The sequence below is a fragment of the Burkholderia sp. NRF60-BP8 genome (assembly GCF_001522585.2).
Classification (GTDB): Bacteria; Pseudomonadota; Gammaproteobacteria; order Burkholderiales; family Burkholderiaceae; genus Burkholderia.
In genome coordinates, this window is record NZ_CP013372.1 from 206285 (window position 1) to 230200 (window position 23916).

Annotated in this window: 20 protein-coding genes; 6 read left to right on the top strand and 14 right to left on the bottom strand. The window is 68.3% G+C overall.

What is annotated here, in order from left to right:
- Positions 1-489: 489 nt before the first annotated feature.
- Positions 490-879 carry a GreA/GreB family elongation factor gene (locus WS54_RS00945; protein ID WP_059786576.1) on the top strand — a complete coding sequence of 130 codons (390 nt, stop codon included), beginning with the start codon at positions 490-492 and terminating at the stop codon, positions 877-879.
- Between the two features lie 220 nt (positions 880-1099).
- Here the strand turns inward: WS54_RS00945 and WS54_RS00955 are convergent, their stop codons facing one another.
- Entirely contained in the window at positions 1100-1318 is a 219-nt protein-coding gene (locus WS54_RS00955; protein ID WP_059786584.1) for a hypothetical protein, read from the bottom strand.
- A gap of 326 nt (positions 1319-1644) precedes the next feature.
- Positions 1645-3306: an APC family permease gene (locus WS54_RS00960; RefSeq protein WP_059786586.1), complete on the bottom strand. Its 1662-nt coding sequence runs from the start codon at positions 3304-3306 to the stop codon at positions 1645-1647.
- A gap of 572 nt (positions 3307-3878) precedes the next feature.
- Here WS54_RS00960 and WS54_RS00965 point away from each other — a divergent pair.
- Positions 3879-4835: a glycoside hydrolase family protein gene (locus WS54_RS00965; protein WP_236872727.1), complete on the top strand. Its 957-nt coding sequence runs from the start codon at positions 3879-3881 to the stop codon at positions 4833-4835.
- Here WS54_RS00965 and WS54_RS00970 read toward each other — a convergent pair whose 3' ends face one another.
- From WS54_RS00970 to WS54_RS01005, 8 genes are all read right to left on the bottom strand, one after another.
- Positions 4836-5900, bottom strand: a complete 1065-nt coding sequence (locus WS54_RS00970) for a hypothetical protein (protein WP_236872728.1) — start codon at positions 5898-5900, stop codon at positions 4836-4838.
- The gene (locus tag WS54_RS00975) at positions 5890-7179 is read right to left on the bottom strand and encodes a lipopolysaccharide biosynthesis protein (protein WP_059786627.1); all 1290 of its coding nucleotides are present in this window, start codon (positions 7177-7179) and stop codon (positions 5890-5892) included. The genes WS54_RS00970 and WS54_RS00975 overlap by 11 nt, the downstream gene beginning before the upstream one ends.
- Positions 7176-8351: a polysaccharide pyruvyl transferase family protein gene (locus tag WS54_RS00980; protein ID WP_236872729.1), complete on the bottom strand. Its 1176-nt coding sequence runs from the start codon at positions 8349-8351 to the stop codon at positions 7176-7178. Before WS54_RS00980 ends, WS54_RS00975 begins: the two co-directional genes overlap by 4 nt.
- Complete coding sequence (locus WS54_RS00985) at positions 8348-9553, bottom strand: glycosyltransferase family 4 protein (RefSeq protein ID WP_059786588.1); 1206 nt, start codon at positions 9551-9553, stop codon at positions 8348-8350. The genes WS54_RS00980 and WS54_RS00985 overlap by 4 nt, the downstream gene beginning before the upstream one ends.
- Positions 9550-11820 (bottom strand): polysaccharide biosynthesis tyrosine autokinase, encoded by a 2271-nt coding sequence (locus WS54_RS00990; protein WP_059786634.1) that lies wholly within the window; start codon positions 11818-11820, stop codon positions 9550-9552. The genes WS54_RS00985 and WS54_RS00990 overlap by 4 nt, the downstream gene beginning before the upstream one ends.
- On the bottom strand, positions 11817-12314 hold the full coding sequence (locus tag WS54_RS00995; RefSeq protein ID WP_059786589.1) for an arsenate reductase/protein-tyrosine-phosphatase family protein: 498 nt from the start codon (positions 12312-12314) through the stop codon (positions 11817-11819). Before WS54_RS00995 ends, WS54_RS00990 begins: the two co-directional genes overlap by 4 nt.
- Positions 12311-13513 (bottom strand): polysaccharide biosynthesis/export family protein, encoded by a 1203-nt coding sequence (locus tag WS54_RS01000; RefSeq protein WP_108041752.1) that lies wholly within the window; start codon positions 13511-13513, stop codon positions 12311-12313. The genes WS54_RS00995 and WS54_RS01000 overlap by 4 nt, the downstream gene beginning before the upstream one ends.
- A gap of 126 nt (positions 13514-13639) precedes the next feature.
- Positions 13640-15028 carry an undecaprenyl-phosphate glucose phosphotransferase gene (locus WS54_RS01005; protein WP_059786592.1) on the bottom strand — a complete coding sequence of 463 codons (1389 nt, stop codon included), beginning with the start codon at positions 15026-15028 and terminating at the stop codon, positions 13640-13642.
- A gap of 709 nt (positions 15029-15737) precedes the next feature.
- Here WS54_RS01005 and WS54_RS01010 point away from each other — a divergent pair.
- The 4 genes from WS54_RS01010 (at position 15738) to WS54_RS01025 (ending at position 19402) form a co-directional block, all read left to right on the top strand.
- Entirely contained in the window at positions 15738-16568 is an 831-nt protein-coding gene (locus WS54_RS01010; RefSeq protein ID WP_059786594.1) for a peptidylprolyl isomerase, read from the top strand.
- 544 nt (positions 16569-17112) lie between these two features.
- Positions 17113-17724, top strand: coding sequence for a cysteine hydrolase family protein (locus tag WS54_RS01015; RefSeq protein ID WP_059786595.1), 612 nt, complete (start codon positions 17113-17115; stop codon positions 17722-17724).
- A gap of 62 nt (positions 17725-17786) precedes the next feature.
- The gene (locus WS54_RS01020) at positions 17787-18449 is read left to right on the top strand and encodes a cysteine hydrolase family protein (RefSeq protein WP_059786637.1); all 663 of its coding nucleotides are present in this window, start codon (positions 17787-17789) and stop codon (positions 18447-18449) included.
- A gap of 59 nt (positions 18450-18508) precedes the next feature.
- Entirely contained in the window at positions 18509-19402 is an 894-nt protein-coding gene (locus WS54_RS01025) for a LysR family transcriptional regulator (RefSeq protein WP_059786597.1), read from the top strand.
- Between the two features lie 55 nt (positions 19403-19457).
- Here WS54_RS01025 and WS54_RS01030 read toward each other — a convergent pair whose 3' ends face one another.
- The 4 genes from WS54_RS01030 to WS54_RS01045 all read right to left on the bottom strand — a co-directional run bounded on the left by WS54_RS01030 (position 19458) and on the right by WS54_RS01045 (position 23908).
- Positions 19458-19778, bottom strand: coding sequence for a helix-turn-helix domain-containing protein (locus tag WS54_RS01030; protein ID WP_059786599.1), 321 nt, complete (start codon positions 19776-19778; stop codon positions 19458-19460).
- Between the two features lie 294 nt (positions 19779-20072).
- Positions 20073-20255 carry a hypothetical protein gene (locus tag WS54_RS34490; RefSeq protein ID WP_442861310.1) on the bottom strand — a complete coding sequence of 61 codons (183 nt, stop codon included), beginning with the start codon at positions 20253-20255 and terminating at the stop codon, positions 20073-20075.
- Positions 20252-20587, bottom strand: a complete 336-nt coding sequence (locus WS54_RS01040) for a SymE family type I addiction module toxin (protein ID WP_082725207.1) — start codon at positions 20585-20587, stop codon at positions 20252-20254. Before WS54_RS01040 ends, WS54_RS34490 begins: the two co-directional genes overlap by 4 nt.
- A gap of 285 nt (positions 20588-20872) precedes the next feature.
- Positions 20873-23908, bottom strand: a complete 3036-nt coding sequence (locus tag WS54_RS01045; protein ID WP_059786601.1) for a hybrid sensor histidine kinase/response regulator — start codon at positions 23906-23908, stop codon at positions 20873-20875.
- Positions 23909-23916 lie beyond the last annotated feature (8 nt).

Genomic DNA, 23916 nt, shown 5'->3' on the forward strand with positions numbered 1-23916 from the left:
ACCGGTCAAAATGAATATGTCGAGTGCGCGGGAATGCGCCACCCGGCAGCTTTTCGCATGGCACACAGCTTCGTCGCGTCGCCCGATCCGGTCGACGGCTTCGGCAAGGCTCGGTGCGTGCGCACAACGCTTGTGTGTCGCCGGTTCAGGTCGGAATGTATCCGTCCGATCACCGCGGATGCGTATCGATACGGCGGATCTGCCGCATGCTCGCGGATCACACGATACGTCGAACGCATTTCTCAATTCATCGTTTAGGGAGTTATCGCCATGAGTCCGTTTTGCCTGGTCGACATGTCGACTATCGGGAGACCGAAGCAAATTAACTCGCATGCGGTCGCATCGAACATGCGCCGTTTGACCGACGGGATGTCGGCCTTCGTTCGTGCACTGTTGCGCGGACGCCGCGCAGGCGCGCGCTTGCCGGCGGCGCATCCGCCGCCGTCCCCGCCAAACCGGGCGGCATGACCGTCCAGGAGCATGAAACCCATGAACACTGCCATCGCACAACTTTCAGAATCGGACGTTTCCCGTCTCGAACGCGTGTCGGCGCGCGACAGCCGCTATCAGGCGATGCTCGACGAACTGCTCGAACGCGCCGACATCGTGGCGCCCCGGCGCATCCAGTCGGATGTCGTCACGATGAACTCGTCGGTCACGCTGACCGACCCCGTGTCGGAAGCGAGCACGACCTGGACGATCGCGTATCCGGACGACGCGCGCTTCGAGGCCGGCCTGCTCAATGTGTTTTCGCCGGTCGGCATGGCGCTGCTTGGCGCGCGCCAGGGCGACCGCGTGTCGGTGTCGCTGCCGGATGGCACGCACACCCCGATGACGATCACGCGCGTCGAGTATCAGCCGGAAGCGAGCTGGGCGTGATGCATGAGTCGCTCGTACGCGGGATATCTTGGGGGGAAGGAGGAGAAGCGCTGACGGGTGTTGTACTCGCCAGGGAGCGCAGCGGAATCGCGAGTATCGATGAAGGCGTGACCGGCGGCGTCGACGTCGTGAAGCATCCTGTCCGCAGCCGATCGGGTCGAGAGAAACGGGCGAATCATTGCGATTCGTCCGTTTCGTTTTGTCGGCGTGTTTCGGCGCGCTATGCCGGATCGATCGTGAAGTGCCTGAATGCGTAGTGCGCGCGGCAGGTCCACAGCGTCGCATCGCCGCGATGAAACACCGCGACCCCGTCGCGTACCGTCATCCGCGTGCGCGGATATACGGCGCTGTGCCCGTTGACCGCCGCGGCAAGATCGTTGCGCTCTTTGCACGCGGCCCAGTATTCGCCGTCCTGTAATGTCGTCGGTCGATGAGTCATGTTGCCTCCGGGAAGATCGCCACCGCATGCATGCGGCAAGGCTTCGGTGCGGGCGCTCGACGCTCGCATCTGGCAGCGTTATCGAGTAGCAGCAGGATCAGCGCCCTTCACAGCGTGGCCGCGCCCACCGGCCACCGTCGAATACCCGCACCGAAGCCGCGCGGGCGAAAGGTGCGCGGTATCCGGAATCTCCCGCGCCTCCCGAGCGCAGCCCTTTACGGGACTGTCAGACCTTGGGATTCCGGAACCGCGCGAAACAAGCTTAGCGTCGAAAACCGCGCACGCCCATCAGACCAGGCTGAATCGGCGCGGCAGCCCGTCGACGCTCAGTGCACCCAAGCGAAGTAGTACGCGCCGGCGATCGTCAGCGCGGCGGCAATCAGCGTGGCGTACGGCGCGAGATTGATCCATGCGCTGCGTTTCGGCACGTCGAGCTCCATGTCGTGCTGCATCTGCGCGGGGAAGCGGCCACGGTCCTGCCAGTAGTGTCGATAGACGAACACCGGCACGATCAGCAGCATCGCGATCAGTCCGTTGCGCAGCGTGCCTTCGCCTTGAAGGTCCGCGCCCGCGCCTGCGTAGACCAGGTTCGCGAAGCCGCACAAGGCACCGGCTGCCAGCAGCCAGGTCGGGCAGCGGAACGTCCGATCCCAGTTGCCGCGATCCATCCGGTGGATCCAGCCCGATTGCAGGTTCAGGAACACGAACAGCATGTAGCAGACGTTCGAGATCGACAGCACCGTCATGTAGTCCGACATCATCAGCAGCACGAGGTTGAAGCCGAGGTCGGTCCACATCGCGCGCGTGGGCGAGCCGTGCTCGTTCACATGCGACAGGTACTTCGGCAGCCAGCCGTCGACCGATGCCTGGTACAGCGTGCGCGACGAACCCATCATCGACGTCATCACGATCAGCAGGATCGACAGCATCAGCATCACGACGATCGCGTTCGCGACCCAGGCGCCGCCGCCGACCAGTTTCGCCATCGCCGCGCCGACACCCGAGCCGTCGCGAATCGCCGGGTCGAGCATGGCGTCCGTGCCGAGCGCGCCCTGGAACGCCATCGGCACGAGCGTCATCACGACGAGACACAGCGCGCCCGACCAGAAGATCGCCTTGGCGGTATCGCGACGCGGATCGCGGAATTCGCGCGTGTAGCAGACGGCCGTTTCGAAGCCGTACGAAGCCCAGCCGGCCATGAACATCGCGCCGAGCGCCATCGTGACGCCCTGCCCGTTCCACGCGCCGAACGTCGAAGCCGTGAGATTGCCTTGCGCGTCGTGGCCGAGCGGCAGCAGCGGGAGCAGGTTCGACATCGGCACGTCGCCGGTGACGAACGGAACGATGCCGATGATCAGCAGCGGCGTGAGCGATGCGATGCCGAGAATGCGTTGGGTTTTCGCGGCCTTCGATGCCCCGCTGTGCTGGAGCTTGAACGTGACGAGCAGCAGGATCGTCGCGATGATGAACGTCGCGTTGATTCGCAGCGACAGACCGGGCTTGATGAAGCTCAGGTCGGCGAGCGTGATCCGCCATTGCAGTATCGCCGCATCGGCGGGAAAGAGACTCGTGAGCGCATAGCTGGCCGCGAGGCCGCAGCCGAGCGCGAGCATCGGCGACCACGCGAGCCAGTTGCACCATACGGACACCGGGGCAATCAGCTTGCTGTAACGCACCCAGCCGATTGCGCCGTATACCGAAGCGCCACCGGATTTGTGCGGGAACAGACCGGAGATTTCGGCGTAGGTCGCGCTTTGAATCAGCCCCATCGTGATCGCGGCGATCCAGATCGCCCACGCGGGATGGCCGATCGTCGCGGAGACGCCGCCGATCGTGAACAGCACGCCGGCCGGCACGCCGCTCGTGACCCAGAAACCGTCTTTCCAGGTAAGGGTGCGTTGCAGCGTCTGAGGGTCGGGGGCGACGTCGTGCGACGTCGCGCGAGGGTCCGCGCCGGCGGCGCGGGTAGGCAATCCTGCTTCGCTCATCGGTGTGTCCTGTTGCGATTCCGATGCGCAACGGCGCGGTCGTCGCGCCGACGGGCTGGCCGATGACGCAGCCGCGCCATTGCCGGGAATCGGGTGAAGAAGGCGGCCGAAGGCCGACGAAATAGGGGGCGCGCATACATTGCGCCGCGAAGGCCGACAGGGCCGTGATCGCGGCGCGCATGCGCGGCTGCCGCACGGCACGAACGCGGTGCCGGGCACGCGCGTCGAGGTTCGAGGTGCACGACTGCGCGCGCCCGCGTGTCTTGCGACCGAACGACGATGGTCGCGACAATCGGCAGGCGGAACAATCGGACTGGTCGGATTCTGACGACCGTGTCGAACGCACGCGATGCGCCGGCTCGGACGGGTCCGATTGCGGGTGCGCCCGGCCTGCGCGATGCTGTTGCCATTTCCGGGAATCAATGCATGGGTCTGCTGATCATTTCGATATGCGTCGCCGTTGCCATCTTCATCGTGTTGTGACTGCTGTCCGCGAGTCGGCGTGCGCATGGGTACGCGCGCCCGGCACATCGTTGCGGCCGACGGGGAACCGGGTCGGCAAGCTGGCGGCCGTGGCCGCCGCTTGTCTGCTGGCGGCGGCAGCCCGCGCCGCTGGCCCCGTTCGCTGGCCGGACGCGGCAAGCGGCGCGCCGCTCGTCGGCGCACAGGTCAAGATTCAGTCGTTCACGCGTGACGATGCGCGCCGGATTCGCGACACCGGCTTCACGTTCGTGCGTTTGGGCGCATGGGCCGACCGTCTCGATCAGGCCGCCTATTGGGCACAGCTCGACGACGCGTTCGCCGCCGCACGATCCGCGGGTTTGCCGGTGCTGCTGACGGTGCGCTCGCTCGGCGCGTTCGCGACGCCGCGCGGCATGGGGCCGGCGGCGGTGTCGCTTGCGGGGGCCGGCGAGCGGCTGGCCGATGCCGTCGACGCGCTCGTGCGTCGGCATGGCCGCGACCTGATCGCCGTCGAACTCTGGAACGAACCCGATCTCTCGCGCTACTGGCCGACCGGCGATGTCGCGCGAACCTTCCCGCCTTTCGCGGGTGCGCTGTGCCGGCGGCTGTCGAAAGGCGCGCGCGCGGTGCCGATCGTCGGCTTCGGTTTCGCGCGCGCACCGCTGCCGGGCAGCGTGCCCGGCAACCTGCTTTCCAGCGTGCAGACCGCCGCACCGGGTTGCCTCGACGCCGTGTCGTACCACGCATACGGAATGACGCCCGCCCAGGTCCGTGCGGCGGCGCGCGACATCGACGCACGCTACGGCTTGCCGGCGATCGTCACCGAGGTCGGCGCGGCGTCAACGGGCGGCGACGGCGAGCGGCGTCAGGCGCACCGCCTGCGCACGCTGCTCGATGCGCGCGGAGAACTGCAGACGCCGCTGATCTCGCTCTACGAGTGGGCGGATACAGCGGGCGCCGACGACGCGGCGCAACGCAGTTACGGCATCGTGCATGCGGACCGGTCGCCGAAGCCCGCGCTCGACGCGGTCCGCGCGGCGTTGCATGCGCGGCCGCCCGAGCGGTAATCAGCCGCGCGCGCGCCGCGTGCGGATCGTCCACAGCGCGACCGCGAACAGCGCGACGCTCGACAAGTGCCGCAGATAGCTGCCGAGATCGGGCTCGAACAGCATCGACACGGCCACGTGGCCGAGCACGAGGCACGCGAGCAATTCGCCGTCGCGCGACTGCCCGGCCGCACCGTCGATCGCGGGCCGCGCCGGCAGGCGTCGCCACGCCGCGCACAGGAACAGCGCGATCAGCGCCTGCATCGCCCAGCCCTTCGGATCGAACGAGAAGAACACCGGCAGGTTGAGCCGGACCAGCGAATACGCGTAATTGCCGACGAAGTGCACGAACGAGTCGGGCGGAAACGGGTTGTAGAAGCTCGTACGCGCGCCGAACGGCGACGAGTACACCAGATAGTCGACGGCGAGGTCGCGCGGTTGCTGAAGCAGCATGTAAGCGGCGTTCGGCAGCGCGATCAACACGGCGACGAGCAGCAGCACGATGGCCGCTCTCGGCAGCGTCGACACGCGTCGATACAGCCATGTCGCAAGCGCGATCGTGAGAATCAGCGCGAAATAGCTGCGGATCGTCGCCGCATAGCCGAGATAGAGCACGGCGGCGATCAGCATCGGTCGCGCCGTGCCGCGCAGGCGTGCGGCGGCGAGCACCGCGACCGACATCGCGACGACGATCGTGTCCTTGCTCGCGACGAACAGGTTGAAGAACAGGCACGGCGCGATCAGCGCGAGATAGACGACGAGGCCGCCCGGCCGGCGCGTTTCGCGCAGCGCGAGCCAGATCGTCGCGACACCGAGCGCGATCACGAACAGGTCGGTACCTGTATTGCCGAGCGCCTGATACAGCTTGCCGACCGCGTCGAACGACGAGCCGTCGTAGGTCGAGCCGCCGCCGATCTGGGTCTGGATCTTGTCCGCGTCGCGGAAGATGAACTCGGGCAGCAGCGCCCGCGCGTTCACGTAGACGCCGACATACAGCAACGCGACGAGCGCCGCGATCGCATTGCGCAGCCCGTGGCTCAGCAGCGGCCCGCTGCCGATCACGCTTCGGATCAGATTACGCAGCATCGCCCGCTCCACAGCGTTTGCCGCGCGCGGCCTGCGCGCGCGACGTGACGATCCAGGCGAGCCATGCGATCACCGCGATGCTCGCGACGAGATGGGCGAAGGCCGCACCGAGCGCGTGCTGGTCCTGCACGAGCGCGATCGACATCGGCACGCACGCGAGCGTCAGCACGGCGATCACGCACGCGACCGTGCGCCCCGCGCGCAACGCGACCGCCGCGGCCCACAGCACGTCGGCGGCGGCACGCAGCACGAACGACAGCAGCAGGACCGCGAGGATCGCGGACGACGGCGCCTCGTTGCCTGCGTGCGCGAGCCGGAACAGCCACGGATGCACGGCGGCGATCGCCAGCGCGGCGGAGCTGGTCAGCAGCAGCGACGCGCGCAGCGCGCGCGCGAGTTCGGCGCGAAACGCCGGCGCGGCGGCGCGCGAACGATCCAGCGCGCAGACGAGGCGCGGCGCGGCCACGGCGACGACGGTTGCCGACGCGACGGTCTGGATCGCGTTGGCGATCGACCAGACGAACACATAGCGGCCGAGTTCTTCGGCATCGAGCTGCGCGGACGCGACGAAGCGCTCCAGATATTGCAGTACCGACAGCAGCAACAGCGCGACGAAGAACGGGGCGCCGTCGCGCCAGACCGCCGCGAGCCGCACGCGCGTGGCAGACAGCGCGGGCATCGCCGGCAGCCGGCGTGCGGCGCCCGCGATCAGCACCCATCCGGCGGCCACGACGAACACGTCGGCGGCGATCCAGATCGCGAACAGGCCGTCGATCGAATCGATCGTACGCAGCGCCAGCGCGGCGATCGCGACGCCGGCCCACGCACCGGTGCGAACGAACAGTAGCCACGATGCGGCGCGTGCACGATGCAGCGAGAACAGCCACGTGTTGACCTCGAGCGCCGCGTGCTCGGCGCACGCGACGAGCACGACCGGCAGCAGCCGTGCGACGGCCAGCGCGTCGACATGCGCGGCTCCCCACGCGCCGACCGGCAGCGCGGCCGCGCCGCACAGCAGCGCATAGACCAACGCGTACAACACCGACAGCCGCACGCACGTCCGCACCGCGTCGCGCGGATCGGGGCCGGCGAGCCGGCGATTGATTTCGGTACTGAAGCCGAGCCCGAGCACCTTCGATGCGACGACCGACACCGCGAGCGCGACACCATAGACGGCTACCGCGTCGAAGCCGAGCGTGCGCGCGACGACGATCGTCAACATGAACTTCAACCCGAGCGCGGCAACGCGCAGCATCAGGCGGGACCAGGCGGCGCTCATCGCACGGCTCCGTTCGCGCCGTTGCCGAGCGCATCGCGCAGCGCGTCGACCAGCTTCCGGCGTTCGTCGCCGAGGCGCGCGAGCCCGGTTTCGGCCTGTACCCAGAACCGGCGCAGCGCATCCGGCGCGAGCAGCGTGTCGCACACGGCGTTCGCGTCGAAGTCGGCCGCGTTCGCGACCCAGTGGCCGACGCCGAGATCGGCATATGCGCCGAAGCCCTTGCGCTCGTAGCTCAGGTGATACGCGGGCACGCCGTGCAGGATTGCCTCGAGCGCACCGTGCAGGCGCACGGAGACGACCGCGTCGGGCGTGTCGCCGGCGAGCACGTCCTTCAGCGAACGCGGCGCGTCGAAGCCGCGTTCGCGGTAATACGCGGCGTCGTCGTTGCCGCGCCCCTGGCTTTGCACCGCGAACGTGACGCGGCAGAACGCGGCGAGCCGTTCGACCAGCGCGTCGGTCGATGCGAGATAGCGCGCGCATTGCGCGTCGCTCCACGCGGGCGGCCGGCGCAGCACCAGCGCGACGTGCGCGGGTGTCGACGCGGCGGAACGCACGCGTTCGCGCAAGCCCATGGCCCGGCGTCCGAATTCGAGCACCGCGAGATCGGGCGCGCGGCGCGTGTTCGCGTTGCCGGCGAGAAATGCGACCGAGCGGTCGTCGCGCGCGAATACCGCGTCGAATCCGGCGAGCAGCGACGTCAAGTGCCCGGCGAGCAACGGATTGCCGGCCGCCGGCCCGATGCTCTGCGGCAGGTAGACGGCGGGTTTGTTCGCCGCGCGGGCCGCGCGCATCTGCACGAGATGCCCGGCTTCGAGCTTGAGCGCTTCGAGCGCGTTGCGCGCGCGGAGGTAGCCGCCGCCGACGCCGACGATCAGGTCGGTGCGTCGCAGCAGCGCGCGCAGGTCGGCAAGCGCCGGGTTCGCGCCGACGGGCAGCGCGGCCATCGCCGCGCCGATCAGGCGGCCGGCGCCGCCCGCGGCGAGCACGGGGGCCGGGCGCACGTCCGGATACGCGGGGAACGACGCGGGATCTGCGGCGACGATCGACACTTGCGTGTCGGCGCCGAACGCGTCGCGCAACAGCGCGACCGACAGGTCGACGAGCAGTCCGTCGCCGGAATTGCGCGCGCTGTACGCATGCAGCAGTGCGACGTGAGCGGGGCGATGCATCATGCGTTCTCCTGAAGTAGCGCGCGATAGACGGCGAGCGTGCGGTCGACCATCGCATCGGCCGAGAAATGCGGGTACGCGTGCGCACATTGATCGCGCATCAGCCCGAACGCGGCCGGATGGTCGACCAGCCGCCCGATCGCCTCGGCGAATGCGGCGGGGTCGTCGCTGTTCGGCACGGTCAGACCGACGCGATGCGCTGCGATCAGTTCGTCCGCGCCCGCGACGCGGGTCGCGACCATCGGCACACGCGCGGCGACCGCTTCGAGGCACACGTACGGAAATCCTTCGTAGCGGCTCGGCAGCGCGAGCAGGTCGAATGCGGAGAAGTAGCGGCGCGCGTCGTCGACGCGGCCCGCGACGTGCAGGTTCAGCGGCAGATCGCGGGCTTCCTCGCCCGCCGCACGCGCGAACTCGCCGGAGCCGATCGCGACGACCTGCACGCGGCGCTCGAAGCGCCCCTCCAGCAAACGCGCGGCGCGCACGAGGCGGTCGACGCCTTTCTGGTGATCGAAGCGCCCGACGAAGCCGACAACGAACGTGTCGTCGGCCAGCCCGAGCGCGATGCGCGCGGCTTGACGCGCGAGCAGCCGCGGCGGCGTCACGCCGTTCTCGACGACGCGAATCCGGTGGCGCGCGATGCCGAGTGCGTGCAGATGGTCGGCCTCGGCCTGCGACACCGCGATCACGGCGTCCGAGCAGCCATTGCCGAGCACGCGCTCGATGCTGCCGTAGAACGCGTGCTTCGCGGGCGACAGCGTCGGGTTCAGCGTGTAGACCGCGTGCGGCGTATAGACCTGCTTCCACGGCCCGCGACACAGCCGCGCCAGCGCGCCGGCCTTCGAGCTGTGGCTGTGCACGATGTCGGGCCGCAGGCGGCGCAGCAGCCGGCGCAGCGCCAGCGCCCCGCGCACGTCGTGCAGGCCGACCGCGCGCCGCAGCGGCAGCCGGTGGAACGAATGGCATTGCGCGGCCGCGCCGGCGAGCATCGCGTCGTCGAAGCGTTCGCCGAGCGGTGCGATCAGATGGATTTCTGCGTTCGAGCGCGCGCGCAGTCCGGCGATCAGGTCGGTCAGGTGGACGGCGACGCCGCCGCCGGCCGCCTCGACGACGAGCGCGACGCGCAGCGGCGGCTTGGCGGCATGGTCGGCACGGGGAAGGGCCGGCGGCTCGGACAGCGCCGGCGCGAATTCGAGATCGCTCATGCGGACCTCCGGAACAAACGGCTGAGCAGCGCGCGCACGCGGGCGACGTGCGTGCAGCGTGTGTCGCAGGTGTAGCGGTACGCTTCGTAGCGGTAGCCGCCGTATTTCGAGCCGAACGCGGACGCGCCGGAGCGCGGATCGAGGCCGTTCAGCACGACGCCGAGCGTGTCGGCGGTGCGTCGCGGCAGGCGCTTCGCGGATTCGACGAGTTCGCCGGCCCGCGTCGCGCCGGCCCGGGCGACCAGCAGCGTCGCGTCGGCGTGTGTGTTGAGCCATGTCGCGTCGGTCGCCGCGAGCAACGGCGCGGAATCGACGACGACGAGGTCGTAGCGCGCCCGCAGCGACGCGAGCAGCGGGCCGACGCCGGCGTGCTGCAACAGCGCAGTCGGGGCAGGCGGCAGTTCGCCGGTCGGCAGGAAGTCGAGATTCGGCGCGATGTTGCGGCGCAGGATGTCGTCGACGCTGGCGCGGCCGTCGAGCAGTTCGGCGAAGCCGAGGCCGCGTTCGAGCCCGAAGTACTGGTGCAGGTAACCTTTGCGCAGGTCGCCGTCGATCAGCAGCACGCGGCGGCCGCTCGCGGCCTGCACGGCGGCGAAGTTGACCGACACGAACGATTTGCCGGTGCCCGGCGTCGGCCCGCTGATCAGCACGAGTGGATGCGCGATGTCCGCGAGCGAGAAGTGCAGCGCGGTTTGCAGACTGCGCAGCCCTTCGATCGCGGGTTCGTACGGATCGTCGTAAGCGAGCACGTGCAGGCCCGTGTCGTGCTGTTCGACCGCGCGCATCAGCTTGCGCTGACGTGCGGCGGCAGGCAGCACCGCGCGTACCGGCAGCGACGTATGGCGCTCGATCTCGTCGACGGCTGTGAGGCCGCCATACAGGAATTCGCGCATGAACGCGGCGATCACGCCGAGCGCGAGACCGAGCAGCGCGGCGGCGGCGATCACGACCGGCCGGTTCGGCCGCACGGGGTCGGCGGGCGCGACGGCCGCGTCGACCACGCGCACGCTCGCCGTGCGGCCGGCCTGCACCAGTTCGAGCTGCTGGATGTTATTCAGCAGCGCGGTGTACAGGTCGGTGTTGACCTTCACGTCGAGCTGTGCGCGCACTTCCTCGGCCTGCTGCGCGGGCAGCCTCGCGATTCGGGTGTCGAGCGCGCCCTGCTGCCGTTTGAGCGTCGCGAGTTGCGCGTCGAGGGCGGCCATGTCGGGGTGCGTCGGCAGGAAGCGGCGCGAGAGTTCGTCGCGCTTTTGCTGCAGTTCGAGCGCGCGCGTTTGCAGATCCGCACCTTGCTGCAGCGCGACCTTGCCTTCCTCGGCGAGATCGATCGAGCCGGTGCGGCTGCGCAGCGCCGCATAGCGCGTTTCCGCGCGTTCGAGCTGCTGCTTCACGATCGGCAACTGCCCGTTCAGGAACGTCAGCGACTGCGCCGCGTCGGCGGAGCGGCGCGCGATGTTCTGTTCGACGTAGCGGCTCGCGATCGCATTCAGCGTCGCGCTGATCTCGGCAGGGTCGTCGCCGCGCAGCGACGCGACGAGCACGCCCGACTGCTTGACCTTCTCCTGGACGTCGAGCGCGGTGCGCAGCGTGTCGATGGTCTCCGCGCGGGAATGGCGGATCAGCCTGAAGCGCGTGCCCGGCTGCGCGTCGAAGCCGGTGATCTCGATCTGCAGCGGGCCGTAGCGCGTCGCGAAGGTTTCCATGCGGCCGACGATGCCGACGGCGTCGCCTTGCAGGTCCGCGCCGGTCAGCCGGTAGCGGGCAGCGTCGAGCCGCACGACGTGGAACGTGTCGCCTTCGGCGCGCGTCGGCACGTCGAAGCGGGCGACGTCGACGCGCTCCTGGCCCCACGCATAGCCGCCGATGCCGAACAGCCCGGGCGTGACCGCGCCGTCGTTGAAGCGCGCGACGAACGCGCCGACGACCGGCACGCGCGACGGTTGCGCGACGATGTAGCTGCGCAGGTCTTCCACGGCGCGCGTGACGACCAGCCGCGACGACACGATTTGCGCCTCGGCCGATGCCGGCGAGCCGACGTTGAAGAACGATGCCGCATCGCCGAGCAGGTTCTTCGACGTGGCGTCGGCCGCGTCGTCGGTCTGGATCATCAGGTCGGCCTGATAGGTGGGCGGTGCGACGAACGCGTAGAGCGCGCCGGCCGCGACGCAAGCCGCGGCGATCGACGCGACGGTCCAGCGCGCCTGGCGCAGCACGTCGAGCACGCGGACGAGATCGATCTCGCGTTCGGGGGAGGAGGATGTGTTCATGACCATGAGACGGAAACGGGAAGGGCCGGCCAGCGCGCGTCGAGGCGCGGCAGCCAGCTGGCGACCGCGAGATCGATCAGCGCCGCGCTGCGGATGAAATCCGCGCGCGTGCCGCGATACGGGTCGGGAATGTCGAGTCCGGGGAGCGCGTCGTCCGACGCGCGCGCGTATTCGCCGAGCCGGAATACGCGGCCGCGCAGGAACGGATGGCGCGTTTCGAGCACGCGGCGCTGGCCGTCGTCCATCACGAAGATGAGCGCGGCCCGCTTGCACAGGTCGGTCGTAACGGGGCGGGCGCGATGCGTGTCGAGCGACAGATTGCGCGCGGCGGCCATCTCGCAGGCGAGCGGATCGGCCGGGCGGCGCGGCGGCGGCGCGAGGCCGGCCGACGCGATGTCCGCCTGCGGTAGCCGCGCGGCGAGCTGCGCGGCCGCGAGCGGGCTGCGGCAAATGTTGCCTTCGCACACGACGAGGAGGAACGGGCGCGTACTCATTTCGCGGCGATCCCGGCGGCGACGCCCGTGTTGACGCTCGGCAGCAGCAGGCTCAGCACGCGGCTGAAGCGCACCAGGCCGTTGCCGTCGACGTAGACGACGTCCTGCGGTTCCAGCTCGAACTGGTTCGCGAGCACCATCGCGACCGGCGAGCGCGCGTCGAGATGGAACACCGTCGGCGCCCGGCCCTGCGCGCCGCGAATCACGAACAGCTGCGCGGCGTCGGCCGTATTCGAGTTGATGCTGCCGGCCTGCAGCAGCGCGTCGCTGAGCGTCAGGCGGCCGTTGCGTTTCGGCAGCGCGCGCATCGGGCGGTTCACTTCGCCCATCACGTACACGCCGTTGTCGTCGCGTGCGCTGATGCGCAGCAGGTCGCCGCCGCGCAGCACGATGCCGGACGGATTGCCGCGCGTTTCCAGCAGGCGCGTCAGGTTGACGTGCACCGGCACGCCGTCGCGCACGATCGTGACGTCGCTCTGGTCCGCGGCGGCCGTGAAGCCGCCCGCGCGCGCGATCGCGTCGGTCAGCGTCATCGGTACGTCGTTGACGGGCAACGCGCCGGGCGTATGCACTTCACCGTCGACATACACCTGCTGCGACCGGAACGACGCGACACGCAGCGTGACCTGCGGATTGCGGTAGATGGCCGCCAGCGCACGCGTCACGCGCGCCTGTGCTTCAGCGGCCGTCAGGCCCGCTACCGGCAGCGCGCCCGCGTACGGGAACGTCAGGTTGCCGCGATCGTCGACCACGAAGCCGGCGACGGGATCGGCGGCGCGCGGCGGCGTTTGCGGTGCGCCGCCTTGCGCGGCCGCGAGTTCGGGGTGATCCCAGACGGTGATCTGCAGCACGTCGCCGGGGCCGATCCGGTACGACGGCGCGCGCGGGGCGGCCAGCGCCGACAGCGACGCGGATGCCGCGTCGCGCGCAGCGCGCTGGTGCGCGAGCAGCGCCGGATCGATCGCCACGATCGGCACGGCGACGCGCTGCGCGGCGCTCGACGATGCGCCGGCAGCGGCGTTGGCGGCAGCGGCCGGCGTTGCCGCGGCGTTCGGTTCGCCCGCGGCCGCGTCGGGCGCGGCGGCGGTCATTGTCATGCCGGGCGCGAGCGCGCATCCGGACAGCCACACGCAGGCCGTCAGGACGAGCGCGAGCGCACCGCGGCGGCCAGTGGCCGCCGATGCGATCGGAATGCTCATGATTTCCTTCCAGTAGCGCCACGCGTGTCGACGCGGCGGCGGGGGCGGGCTCGCAGGGGGCGAAGCGACGCCGGGGTCAATCGGAACGCGGCGGCCGGGATGCCGCCGCGCGAACGGCGACGCCGTTCAGTAAGCGTTGGGATGCACGATCCCTTTCAGCACGGTCGCGCCGATGATCCGAAGATCGAGCGCGAACGACCAGTTGCGCAGGTAGTACAGGTCGTGATCGACGCGCGACTGCATGCTCTCGACCCGCTCGGTCGCGCCGCGCCATCCGTTCACCTGCGCCCAGCCGGTGATGCCCGGCTTGATCCGGTAGCGGTGGATATAGCCGTCGACGAGCGTGCGGTACTGCGCGTCGTGTTCGACCGCATGCGGGCGCGGGCCGACCACCGACATGTCGCCGAACAGCACGTTGATGAACTGCGGTAGCTCGTCGAGGCTCGTGCGGCGCAGGAACGCGCCGACCTTCGTCACGCGCGGGTCGTTGCGCGTCGCCTGCACGACCGTGCCCGGCTGCTCGACATGCACGCGCATCGTGCGGAACTTGTAGATGTCGAACGTGCCGCCGTCGCCGCCGCGCCGCTTCTGCGTGAACAGCACGGGGCCCGGCGAACTCAGCTTGATCGCGACGGCGATCGCCAGCAGCAGCGGCATCAGCAGGATCAGCACCACGGCTGCGAACGCGCGATCGAAGACCGCCTTCGTCAGTTGCGCGCCGCGCGACAGCGGCGGTGCCGCGAGCGCGATCGCCGGCTCGCCGAGAATCTCGTCGACGCGGCTGCCGAACAGCGCGTGCCGGCTGACGTCGGGCATCAGGCGCAGTTCGACGAAATCGTTGCGGAACTCGTCGATCACGGGCTCGACCGCGTCGTCCTCGATCGCGAGTGCGATCCACACTTCTTCCACCTGGGCGCGCCGCACGCAGGCGGCGAACGACGGCAGTGCGTCCAGCACGCGCGTGTCGTCGTCGAGCGCCGGCGTGCCGCCCGACGTCCGGTATGCGCCGACGAGCCGATACTGCGACGACGCATCCGCCCGCAGCGTGGCGGCAAGGCGCTCGATGCGCGCGCCGTCGCCGACGATCGCCACACGGCACGGCGCGATCGCCGCGCGGAGGCTGCGCCCTCGCACGACGCTCAGGCCGATGCGAAACACGACGAGCGCGATCGCGACGCCGATCGTCCAGTCGAAGAACCAGTGCAGCAGCACGATCGTGAGCGTGGTCAGCGCGACCATCTTCACGAACACGAAGCCCTGCACGACGAGCCACAGCGCAAGCGTGCGCAGCGCGGTGCGCGTCGCGGGCCGGCGCGCGCCGTCGATGCCGGAGCCGGCGAGCCGCAGCAGGAACGCCGCAAGCAGCGCGCTGACGCCGACCAGGATCGATTCAATGCGGAACGAAGCGAGATCGCGGAACGAGCCCGTATGCGCCCACGCGGCGATCGCGACGATCATGACGACGTCGACCGCGCAGATCACGAGTTCCGCACCGATCGGTTGCCTGATTTTCATGTTCGAGTTCCCTCGTTGTCTGATGCGCGCGAGCGGCGCGCGGCGAATAACCGTGCCGGCCGCATGACTTCATGCGACAGGAAGATCGATTCGTTGATATGAAGTACTACGCAATGCACGTAGTGCAGTCTCGGCCCGCACGCATCGCCGCCGAACACCGGGGGCACGTGAAAAAAAGCCGCCGCCCCCGGGGGAGGGCGGCGCGAACGGAGACATTAATCGCGATGAATTTCGCGCGACATGCCGGTTGACAGGGGTTGAGTCATCCGGCACGGCCATTGTGTCGAATGGGTCTGATGCATGGAATCAGATCAGTCTTATTCGTCTGTCAATGATTGTGAAAGCAGAATCAGACCGGTCTTATAGCCGAGCGCCTTGCTGCTCGCGGAAAATTTCTTCGTCGAACGGAGCATGGTGAGCCGTTCGATACCTCGTATCCGAAGCTCCGCTTCGTTCAAGCGCCGCCCCGAACCGGGCGGCGCCTTTTTTCCCGGATACGTGCCGCACGACGAAACGCGTTGGTCCGGCATCGTTCGTCACGAACGAATGCCCTGCGGCGGCCGGTGGGCTCGGCCGCTGATCGACTCTCCAGTTGATTGACGGAATCACGCTGCCATATGCGAGCGCAGGGCATTCCTTCCTGTGTGCCGGCATATCGCGTCGTGCGTGCGTGCCGTTCCCTGTGTATAGCCAGATAAAGGAGTGCATCATGAAGACCCGACTTCGCGCCGCCGGCGCCCTGATCGCGATTGCCTGTGCAGTCGCCGCGACGAACGCCGTCGCCGCCGACCCGCAGCCGCTGCCGAAAGGCGTGGCGATCGTCGTCAACAACACGCCGGTCGCGCAGAGCGACTTCGACGCCGCGGTCAAGGCGACCGGGCAGCCGGATTCGCCGCAGCTGCGCGCGCAGATCAAGCGCGAGCTGATCATCAAGCAATTGCTCGCCCAGGCCGCCGACAAGGCGAACTACGGCAGCCGCCCGGAAGTGCAGGGCATCGTGTCGCGCGTGCGCGACGACGCGGCGACCGATCTGTATCTGCGCGACATGGCGCGCCCGCAGCCGGTGACCGACGCGCAGGTGAAGGCGCGTTACGACGCGATCGTCGCGAACGCGGGGCAGTTCGACTATCGCGCGGAAGTCATCGCGGTCAAGGGCGCGGAGAAGGCCAACGCGGTGCTGGCGAAGCTCAAGCAGGGCGTCGCGTTCGATGCGGTCGCGCAGGAATTCAATACGACCGCCAACGGCGGCGTCGCGCAATGGGTGTCGCTGAAGACGCCGCTGGTCGAAGGTCAGACCGCAGGCGTGCCGCTGCCGGTCGCACAAGCGATCGCGGCGGCGCAGGTGGGCGCGACGACGGGCCCGGTGCGGATCGGCGACGTGTACGCGATCGTGAAGCTCGACGAGAAGCGCAAGCCGGTCGTGCCGAGCTTCGAGCAGGCGAAGGGCGTGCTGCGCCAGCAGCTGGAAGCGCAGGCGGGCGAGCGTGCGCTGGCGCAACTGGTCGACAAGCTGGCCGCACAGGCGACGATTCAGCAGTAACGCAGTAGCGGCGCGCGGCGCATGACCGGCCGCCGCGCACCGTATCGATTGCCGATTCAGCCCAGTCCGATTGGGTTGGCCGGCGATCGACGCTAAGCTGGTCATGCGTGGCATCGAAGCGATGTCGACGGCGGCCGGTGGGCGCGGTCGCATGCACAGCTACCTCTCTGTAGCACTACTCCTCACGCTGCCTTATGCGAGCGTCGAATCCAGGCGTTTCGAGTGCCACGCACCTTCTTCTTTACGATCCCGTCGACCATCGGGCACGTGTCCTGATCGACGGTATGGGTTGGCCGCATGTTTGACTGCCCGAGACTGCGCCACGTCGCAACGCCGGCGGTCGATCCCAAGCATTCCGGATGCATCACGTTCAAGCCTTCGCCGTCGCGACGTCGAGCACGTCTGTCGTGTGCGGTCAATTGATTGATGGATCGCGTTGGACGAATTTGTGCATGCTGTGCACAGGTTTTGTCGCCTCCACCACGTAGCGGACAGCATACCGCCATCCATAAAATGGCCTCATCACTTTTTCAAGGACTGCGACATGAACAATCCGACGCTGCGCCACATTCTCGGCGCATCCAGCCCGAACATGCTGCCGGCGCAAACCACCGCATTGCTGGTCATCGATTTCCAGGACGAATACTTCACGGGCGCGCTGCCGATCCCGAACGGCGCGGAAGCGCTCCGGAACGCTGTTTCGCTCGTCGAGCATGCGGACCGCAACGGCTGGATGGTCGTGCACGTCATGCATGTCGCGCCCGCATCAGCGCCGATTTTCGCGATCGATGGCTCGACCGTCGGGATTCACCGCGACATTCTTCCGAAGCGCGCGCATCGGCTCGTCGAGAAAGAGACGGTGAGCGTGTTCGCCAGCACCGATCTGGCGGCTGCGCTGAAGCGCGACGGGATCACGCATGTCGTGATCTGTGGGCTGATGACGCATGCGTGCGTGGCAGGTGCCGCGCGCGATGCGGCGCCGGCCGGATTCGAAGTGGTTGTCGCAGCCGATGCGTGCGCGACGCGCGACATCGTGGTCGACGCACAGCTTCAGGTATCGCACGACGTGCTGCACCGCGCGGCGCTCGCCGAGATCGCCGATACGTTCGGCGCCGTCATGAATACGCGCGACGTCCTGTCGCTCGCCAACCGTTGATTCGACAAGGAACCGTCATGTCATTCCGCCTTCCCCGTTTCATGCAAGCCGCCGTGATCGGCATGTCGCTCGCGGCCGCGTCGGCAGTCGTCCAAGCTGCGCCCGCGCAGGACAAACCGACTCCGACCATTCGCGCGATGTCCGGCGCGACGCCGATCGATCATCTCGATCCGAAGACCACCGCGCTCGTCGTCATCGATTTCCAGAAGGAATATTTCAGCGGCAAGATGCCGATTCCGGACGGCAAGCAGGCGATGGCGAACACGCAGAAGCTGATCAAGTTCGCCGATGCCGCGAAGATGCCGGTGTTCCAGGTTCAGCACATCGCGCCGGCCGGCTCGGCCGTGTTCGCGATCGACGGCGACACGGTGAAGTTCCAGCCGGGCATGGAGCCGCGCGCGCACGACAAGGTCGTGCAGAAGAAGACCGTCAGCGTGTTCGCGAGCACCGATATCGACAAGCAGCTGAAGGCCGCGAACATCAAGACGATCATCGTCGCGGGCCTGATGACGCATGCGTGCGTGGCCGGTGCCGCGCGCGACGCGGTGCCGCTCGGGTATCAGGTGGTGGTAGCATCCGACGCGTCGGCGACGCGCTCGATCAAGCGCGCGAACGGCGCGACGGTCGACAGCGCCACGCTGCACCGCGCGGCACTGGCCGAGGTCGAGGATACCTTCGGCGACGTGCTGACGACGTCCGAGATCACGAAGCTGCCGCTGCGTTGATCCATTGCCAGATGCGTCCTCCGGGGCGCGCTACTTTCTGACAGCCTCACCCGTTCATCATGGACCAGTTGCTCGCCATGCGCGTGTTTTGCTGCATCGTCGAGGCGGAGGGTTTCTCCGCCGCGGCGGCGCGGCTCGATACCACGCACTCGTCGGTTTCACGCCAGTTGAAACGGCTCGAGGCCGAACTCGGCGTGCAACTGCTGAACCGCAATACGCGGCGCTTTACGCTGACCGCGGCCGGCGCGCAGTACTACGCGTCGTGCGTCGATATCCTCGCGCGCGTCGAGGCCGCGGCGAATGGCGTGATGAACGAAGGGGCGCGCGTCGCCGGCGTGCTGCGCGTCAGCGTGCCGCTCGCGATCGGGACGCTCGAGCTGGCCGACTGGCTGCCTGCGTTCCAGCGTCGTTACCCGGACGTTCGTGTCGACATGTCGTGCAGCGACCGGATGGTCGATCTCGTTGCGGAAGGCTTCGATGCGGCGCTGCGGATCAGCGGCCCGCTCGACGACAGCAGCATGGTCGCGCGCGTGCTGACCGAGTCGGACATCGTGCTGGTAGCGTCGCCCGCGTATGTCGCGCGGCGCGGGCTGCCCGTTGTGCCGCAGGAGCTTCGCGAGCACGAGCTGCTGACGCGTGCAGGTCCGGCCGCCGCCGCGGAATGGGTTGTGCAGCCGGCGCAGGGAGAAGCGGTGCATATCGAATTGCAGGGCAGCCTGAAGACCGACGCGATCACCGCGACCTACGCAGCCGCGCTGGCCGGTCTCGGCATCGCGGCTTTCACGCGGCACACGGTCCAGTCGGAACTCGCGCGCGGGCAACTCGTGCGCATCCTGCCCGGTTGCACGCTGGGCACGCGCTGCTATTACGCGCTCTATCCGCAAACGCGGCATCTCGCGCCGAAGGTGCGCGTGTTCGTCGATCATATGGCCGCGCATTATGGTCCGCGCTGAGACTCCGGTGCCAAACAGCTGAACTGGCGATTCGCTTCGACGTGCTTTACGGGTGTCAGCCGCTAACCGTCACGCCTGCCGGGCGCGAGCACTGTGCGGGCTGCACGACGATTTCCACGTGTTGGTCCAGCGACACCAGTGCTTTCATTAGCCGCGTCAATGAAATGTTTTGGAGCTTGTAGCGACGCACCTGCGATACCTTCGGCTGAGTCATGCCGGTGCGCGTCGCCACCTCGGTCTGACTCAGGCGACGTTTTTCGATCAGGGTGTTGAGTTTGAGCGCGAGCGCCGCCTTGGCCGTCAGTTCCGTGGCGTCGTCGAAGCCGAGGTCGACCCGCACGTTGTCGGTGCCTCGAAGAGGGGCCTGGTGATTCATCACGTCACTCCTGCCTGCCCATGACGGGCAAGTACTGCTTCCAATCGCTTCCCGAGCGGTTCGATATCCGGTCAAGGCATGGCGTGGTTGTCGCCTCGTGTGCAGCAGCCGGGCCCAGCCGCCGCACACGTACTTCAGTTCACTTCTCCAATCGTCACACCGTAACCGTGACGCCTGCCGGATGCGTCGGCCCTGCGGGCCGCACCACGATTTCCACATGCTGGTCGAACGACACCAGCGTCAGCATCAGCAGATCCAGCGAAACGTTCCGAAGCCTGTCGCGCTGCTCCGGTGTCACCGCCGGCCGGGGGTCATCTCGGCGAGCGCCGCGGTTTCGGCCTCGGTCAGCCCGTGCGACGCGATCAGCGCGTTGATCTTCAGCGTGAGCGTGGCCTTGGCGGACAGGACCTCGGTGTCGTCGACGTCAGGACCGAAAGGCGCGTTTTCGTCGCGTTGACGTGCGCGGTTGTAGTTCATTGTGCTTCCCCCGTTACCGTTGCGAACTGTTGCAGTGCCATCGCGGGATCGACAGTCGGGGAAACGCCGGCCCGAACTGCATCGCCGCCGCATGCATCGAGCGACGTGATGACCAGCCGCCCGTGCGTCGCCTCGATCCGCAGGCGTTGCCCTGGCTCGAAGCCTGCTGCCTCGACCCAGCGGCCGGACAGCTTCGTCCACAGATACAGCACAGGAGGTGCACGGTCGGCGAGCCGGAGATGCGGAACGAGTCGGCGATGCCGAAACGATGCTTCCTCGGTGACAAAACAATCGTGAAAAACTGCCGGTACGCTATGATTCGCGTCAGCCATGGTTGACTCCGTGGTTGAGTTGGCTGTGGTCAGCGGGCCGTGAGTGTTCGTGCACTCACGGCCCGCGCTCGTTTACGCGCTGACTTCGGCCCGCATGCCTTCGCATCGCGAAGCCACGACAACACCGCGTTGTCTGCACGCGCAAACGTGTCTCCGCGATAGCCGAATCGGCGCGGAGCAGGGTCAACGGTTAATTGCATTGCTTCAAAACTGGCCATCTAGGCAAGTCGCGCATAAGCGCAACTAACCGTACCGACTCAACGCGGTTCGCGCCACATCCACACCTCAACGCTCCACGATATTTTCCGCAGATAGCGCGCTGCCATCGTGCGCCGGCTGCACCGCCACGCGCCGCGCAAGCGCCGCCGCGGCATCCGATCGATATTGGTCGAATTCCCGCGCGAACGCGGCGGCGTCGCCGTCGATCGCCAGCCGTTCGAGCATCGCGCAGCGCGCCGACAGGTCGCTTTCCCCGATCATCGCGAACGCGCCGCGCATGCTGTGGATTTCGGTGCGCGCGGTTTTCAGGTCGCGATGCGCGAGCGCACGGGCGATCGCGGCATCGGCGCGCCGCGTCGCGTCGGCCAGCACCGCGTGCAGTTCGGCCGGCAGCGGCCCGTCCGCGCGCGACAGCGCATTCCCGGCCGGCCGCGCGTTGCGGCGTGACCCCGTGTAGCGCGTGATCGCCTGTTCCAGCGATTTCAGCGACGTCGGCTTCATCACGATCTCGTCGATGCCGGCTTCGCGCGAGCGACGCTGTTCGTCCGGCTCCGCATGCGCGGTCACCGCGAGGATTGGCAGCGCGTGGCCGCGCTCGCGCAGCACGCGGGCGAACGTGTAGCCGTCGAGGCCCGGCATGTTGAGGTCGGTCATCACGAGCGCATAGTCGTGGCGCGCAACGAGTTCGAGCGCGTCCGCGACGGTCGCGACGACGTCCGCGCGATAGCCGAGCACGTCGAGCTGGTCGTGCACGAGCGAGCGGTTCACCGGGTTGTCGTCGACGAACAGCACGCGCGCGTTCGATACGTCGTCGGAGGTCGCGCCGGCGGTCGCGCCAGGCCGTTCGTCGTGCGGCAGCGGCAGCGTGACGATGAACGTCGAGCCGACGTTCGGCACGCTGTCCACGGCGATGCGGCCGCCCATCGATTCGGCGAGCTTGTGGCTCAGCGCGAGCCCGATGCCGGTGCCGCCGAAGCGGCGCGCGGTCGAGGCGTCGGCCTGCGCGAACGGCTCGAACACGCGCGCGAGCTGCGCGGCCGTCATGCCGATCCCGGAATCGCTGACGCGGATCGTCACGGGCGTCGCGTCCGCACCCGCCGCCGACACCGACAACGCGATCGAGCCGCGCTCGGTGAACTTGATCGCGTTGCTGACCAGGTTGACGACGATCTGTCGCACGCGCATCGGATCGCCGACATATGGCCGCGCGATGCGCGGATCGACTTCCACGCACAGCGCGACACCCTTCGCGGCCGCGACCGGCTCGAACAGTTCGACGACGTCGCGCACGAGCTCGTCGATGCGGAAGCTGGCCGCCTCGAGCGTCATCCGGTTCGCCTCGATCTTCGTCATGTCGAGCACGTTGTTCAGCATGTCGAGCAGCATCCGCGCGGCCGACGTGACCGCGTGCAGTCGCGCCTTCTGGCGGCTCGGATCGGGCGCCTTGTCGACCAGTTCGAGGTTGCCGAGCATCGCGTTCAGCGGCGTGCGGATCTCGTGGCTGATCGTCGTGAGGAACGTCGACTTCGCGCGGTTCGCGCTGTCGAGCGCGCGCTCGGCGTCGGCACGCGTCGTGATGTCGGAGAAGCTGCACAGCAGCGTGTCCTTGCCGCGATAGCGGCCGCGCACGAAGTTGACGACGAGGTCGCGCGCGCGGCCGTCGGCGAGCGTCACGGACAGTTCGACGTCGAGCAGTACCGGCGCGCCGTTCGCCCGTGCGCGGTAGCACGCGAGCAGGCGCTCGTGCAGCGGCGGCGCGCCGGCCTCGCGTTCATACAGTTCGAGCATCCGGTTGCGCAGCATCACGTCGTTCGTGGCGAGCGACATGAGCGCGATGCCGAACGGCGACGTCGCGATGATCGCGCGGCTCAGCTGCTCGCTGTCGTACACGCGGCGCGAGCGGCGGAACAGCGGTGCGAACACCTTCAGGTCGAACGCGACGACGAGCGTCCACAGCACCGCGAGGATCAGCGCGGCCACGCCGAATTCGCGCATGATCGTCGGCCAGATCGCGATCGCGATCGTGCGCCACGAATACGCATACACGATCGCGAGGCCCGAGTCGGAGAGCCGGTCGCTGATCGTGAAGATGCCGTGCAGATAGCTTTCGTCGAACCGGTCGAGGCCGTGTCGCCAGCCGTTTTCGGCGAGCGCGTGGCGCATCAGCGTACCGCCGTCGATCGATGCGCGCGTGCGGTCCGCGCTCAGCAGCACGCGGCCGCTGTCGTCGACGAGCATCACGACCGCGTCCTCGGGCGCGTGCTTCAGTCGGTTCGCGATCACGTCGACATCCAGATCGCTGACGAAGGTGATGAAGTGGCGCTCGCCGGCGAACGCCGGTTCGACGAGCCGGAACACGGTCTTGCCGGTCAGCGGATCGGTTGCTGGCGCCTGCCACGCGACGCGGCGCGTCTCGCGCCAGTAGCGCGCGACGGCCGGGTTCGACCAGTCGGCGATGTCGTAGGCGAGGCGGTGAATCAGCGTGCTCGTGTTCGGCGCGCCGATGCGGGCGAGCAGGTCGCGATAGGGAATCGACGGCGGCGGCGTGATCGCGATCAGGTCTCGATCCGGGCTGTAGGCGTAACCCGACATCGGCAGGCCGGATTGCCGCTCGGCGGCGGCCACCGACACGGTCAGCCGCTCCATCAGCTGCACGTATTCGTCGATTTCGTGGTTGGCGGACGCGGCCGGCGTGGCAGCCACGAAGATCTCGCTCACGTTGCGCAGCGGCGCGAGCACGACGCTGCCGTCGCGCACGAGCGCTTCCGCGGCGTTGTGCGTATGGCGCGGATGACCGTTCCACAGCAGTTCGGCATTGATCACCGCGCGCCGCATCGATGCCTGCTTCGCGTCGATTTCGAGCTGGACCAGCGACTTGTGCGTCGCGAACAGTTCGCGACGCTTCGATACGTAGTCGCGCACCGATCCCGCGAGCAGGATGCTCGTCGCGATGAGGATCACGATCGACAGCACCGCGGCGCCGCCGTACAGCGTGAAGCGCTGATAGCGGTTCAGCAGGCTCAGGTCGCGCGCTTCGCCGTCGATCGACGCGAACGGCGCGCCGGCGTCCGTCTGGGACGCGAAGAGTTTTCGGATGGGCATGGAACGAA

Excerpts from the sequence above, each read along its gene's own strand:
- WS54_RS34490 (WP_442861310.1), bottom strand. The coding sequence starts at position 20,255 with ATGAACTACAACCGCGCACGTCAACGCGACGAAAACGCGCCTTTCGGT.
- WS54_RS01025 (WP_059786597.1), top strand. The coding sequence starts at position 18,509 with ATGGACCAGTTGCTCGCCATGCGCGTGTTTTGCTGCATCGTCGAGGCG.
- WS54_RS01040 (WP_082725207.1), bottom strand. The coding sequence starts at position 20,587 with ATGGCTGACGCGAATCATAGCGTACCGGCAGTTTTTCACGATTGTTTT.
- WS54_RS00955 (WP_059786584.1), bottom strand. The coding sequence starts at position 1,318 with ATGACTCATCGACCGACGACATTACAGGACGGCGAATACTGGGCCGCG.
- WS54_RS00960 (WP_059786586.1), bottom strand. The coding sequence starts at position 3,306 with ATGAGCGAAGCAGGATTGCCTACCCGCGCCGCCGGCGCGGACCCTCGC.
- WS54_RS00970 (WP_236872728.1), bottom strand. The coding sequence starts at position 5,900 with ATGCTGCGTAATCTGATCCGAAGCGTGATCGGCAGCGGGCCGCTGCTG.
- WS54_RS00975 (WP_059786627.1), bottom strand. The coding sequence starts at position 7,179 with ATGAGCGCCGCCTGGTCCCGCCTGATGCTGCGCGTTGCCGCGCTCGGG.
- WS54_RS00945 (WP_059786576.1), top strand. The coding sequence starts at position 490 with ATGAACACTGCCATCGCACAACTTTCAGAATCGGACGTTTCCCGTCTC.
- WS54_RS00990 (WP_059786634.1), bottom strand. The coding sequence starts at position 11,820 with ATGAACACATCCTCCTCCCCCGAACGCGAGATCGATCTCGTCCGCGTG.
- WS54_RS00995 (WP_059786589.1), bottom strand. The coding sequence starts at position 12,314 with ATGAGTACGCGCCCGTTCCTCCTCGTCGTGTGCGAAGGCAACATTTGC.
- WS54_RS01015 (WP_059786595.1), top strand. The coding sequence starts at position 17,113 with ATGAACAATCCGACGCTGCGCCACATTCTCGGCGCATCCAGCCCGAAC.
- WS54_RS01005 (WP_059786592.1), bottom strand. The coding sequence starts at position 15,028 with ATGAAAATCAGGCAACCGATCGGTGCGGAACTCGTGATCTGCGCGGTC.
- WS54_RS01010 (WP_059786594.1), top strand. The coding sequence starts at position 15,738 with ATGAAGACCCGACTTCGCGCCGCCGGCGCCCTGATCGCGATTGCCTGT.
- WS54_RS01020 (WP_059786637.1), top strand. The coding sequence starts at position 17,787 with ATGTCGCTCGCGGCCGCGTCGGCAGTCGTCCAAGCTGCGCCCGCGCAG.
- WS54_RS01045 (WP_059786601.1), bottom strand. The coding sequence starts at position 23,908 with ATGCCCATCCGAAAACTCTTCGCGTCCCAGACGGACGCCGGCGCGCCG.
- WS54_RS01000 (WP_108041752.1), bottom strand. The coding sequence starts at position 13,513 with ATGAGCATTCCGATCGCATCGGCGGCCACTGGCCGCCGCGGTGCGCTC.
- WS54_RS00985 (WP_059786588.1), bottom strand. The coding sequence starts at position 9,553 with ATGAGCGATCTCGAATTCGCGCCGGCGCTGTCCGAGCCGCCGGCCCTT.
- WS54_RS01030 (WP_059786599.1), bottom strand. The coding sequence starts at position 19,778 with ATGAATCACCAGGCCCCTCTTCGAGGCACCGACAACGTGCGGGTCGAC.
- WS54_RS00980 (WP_236872729.1), bottom strand. The coding sequence starts at position 8,351 with ATGATGCATCGCCCCGCTCACGTCGCACTGCTGCATGCGTACAGCGCG.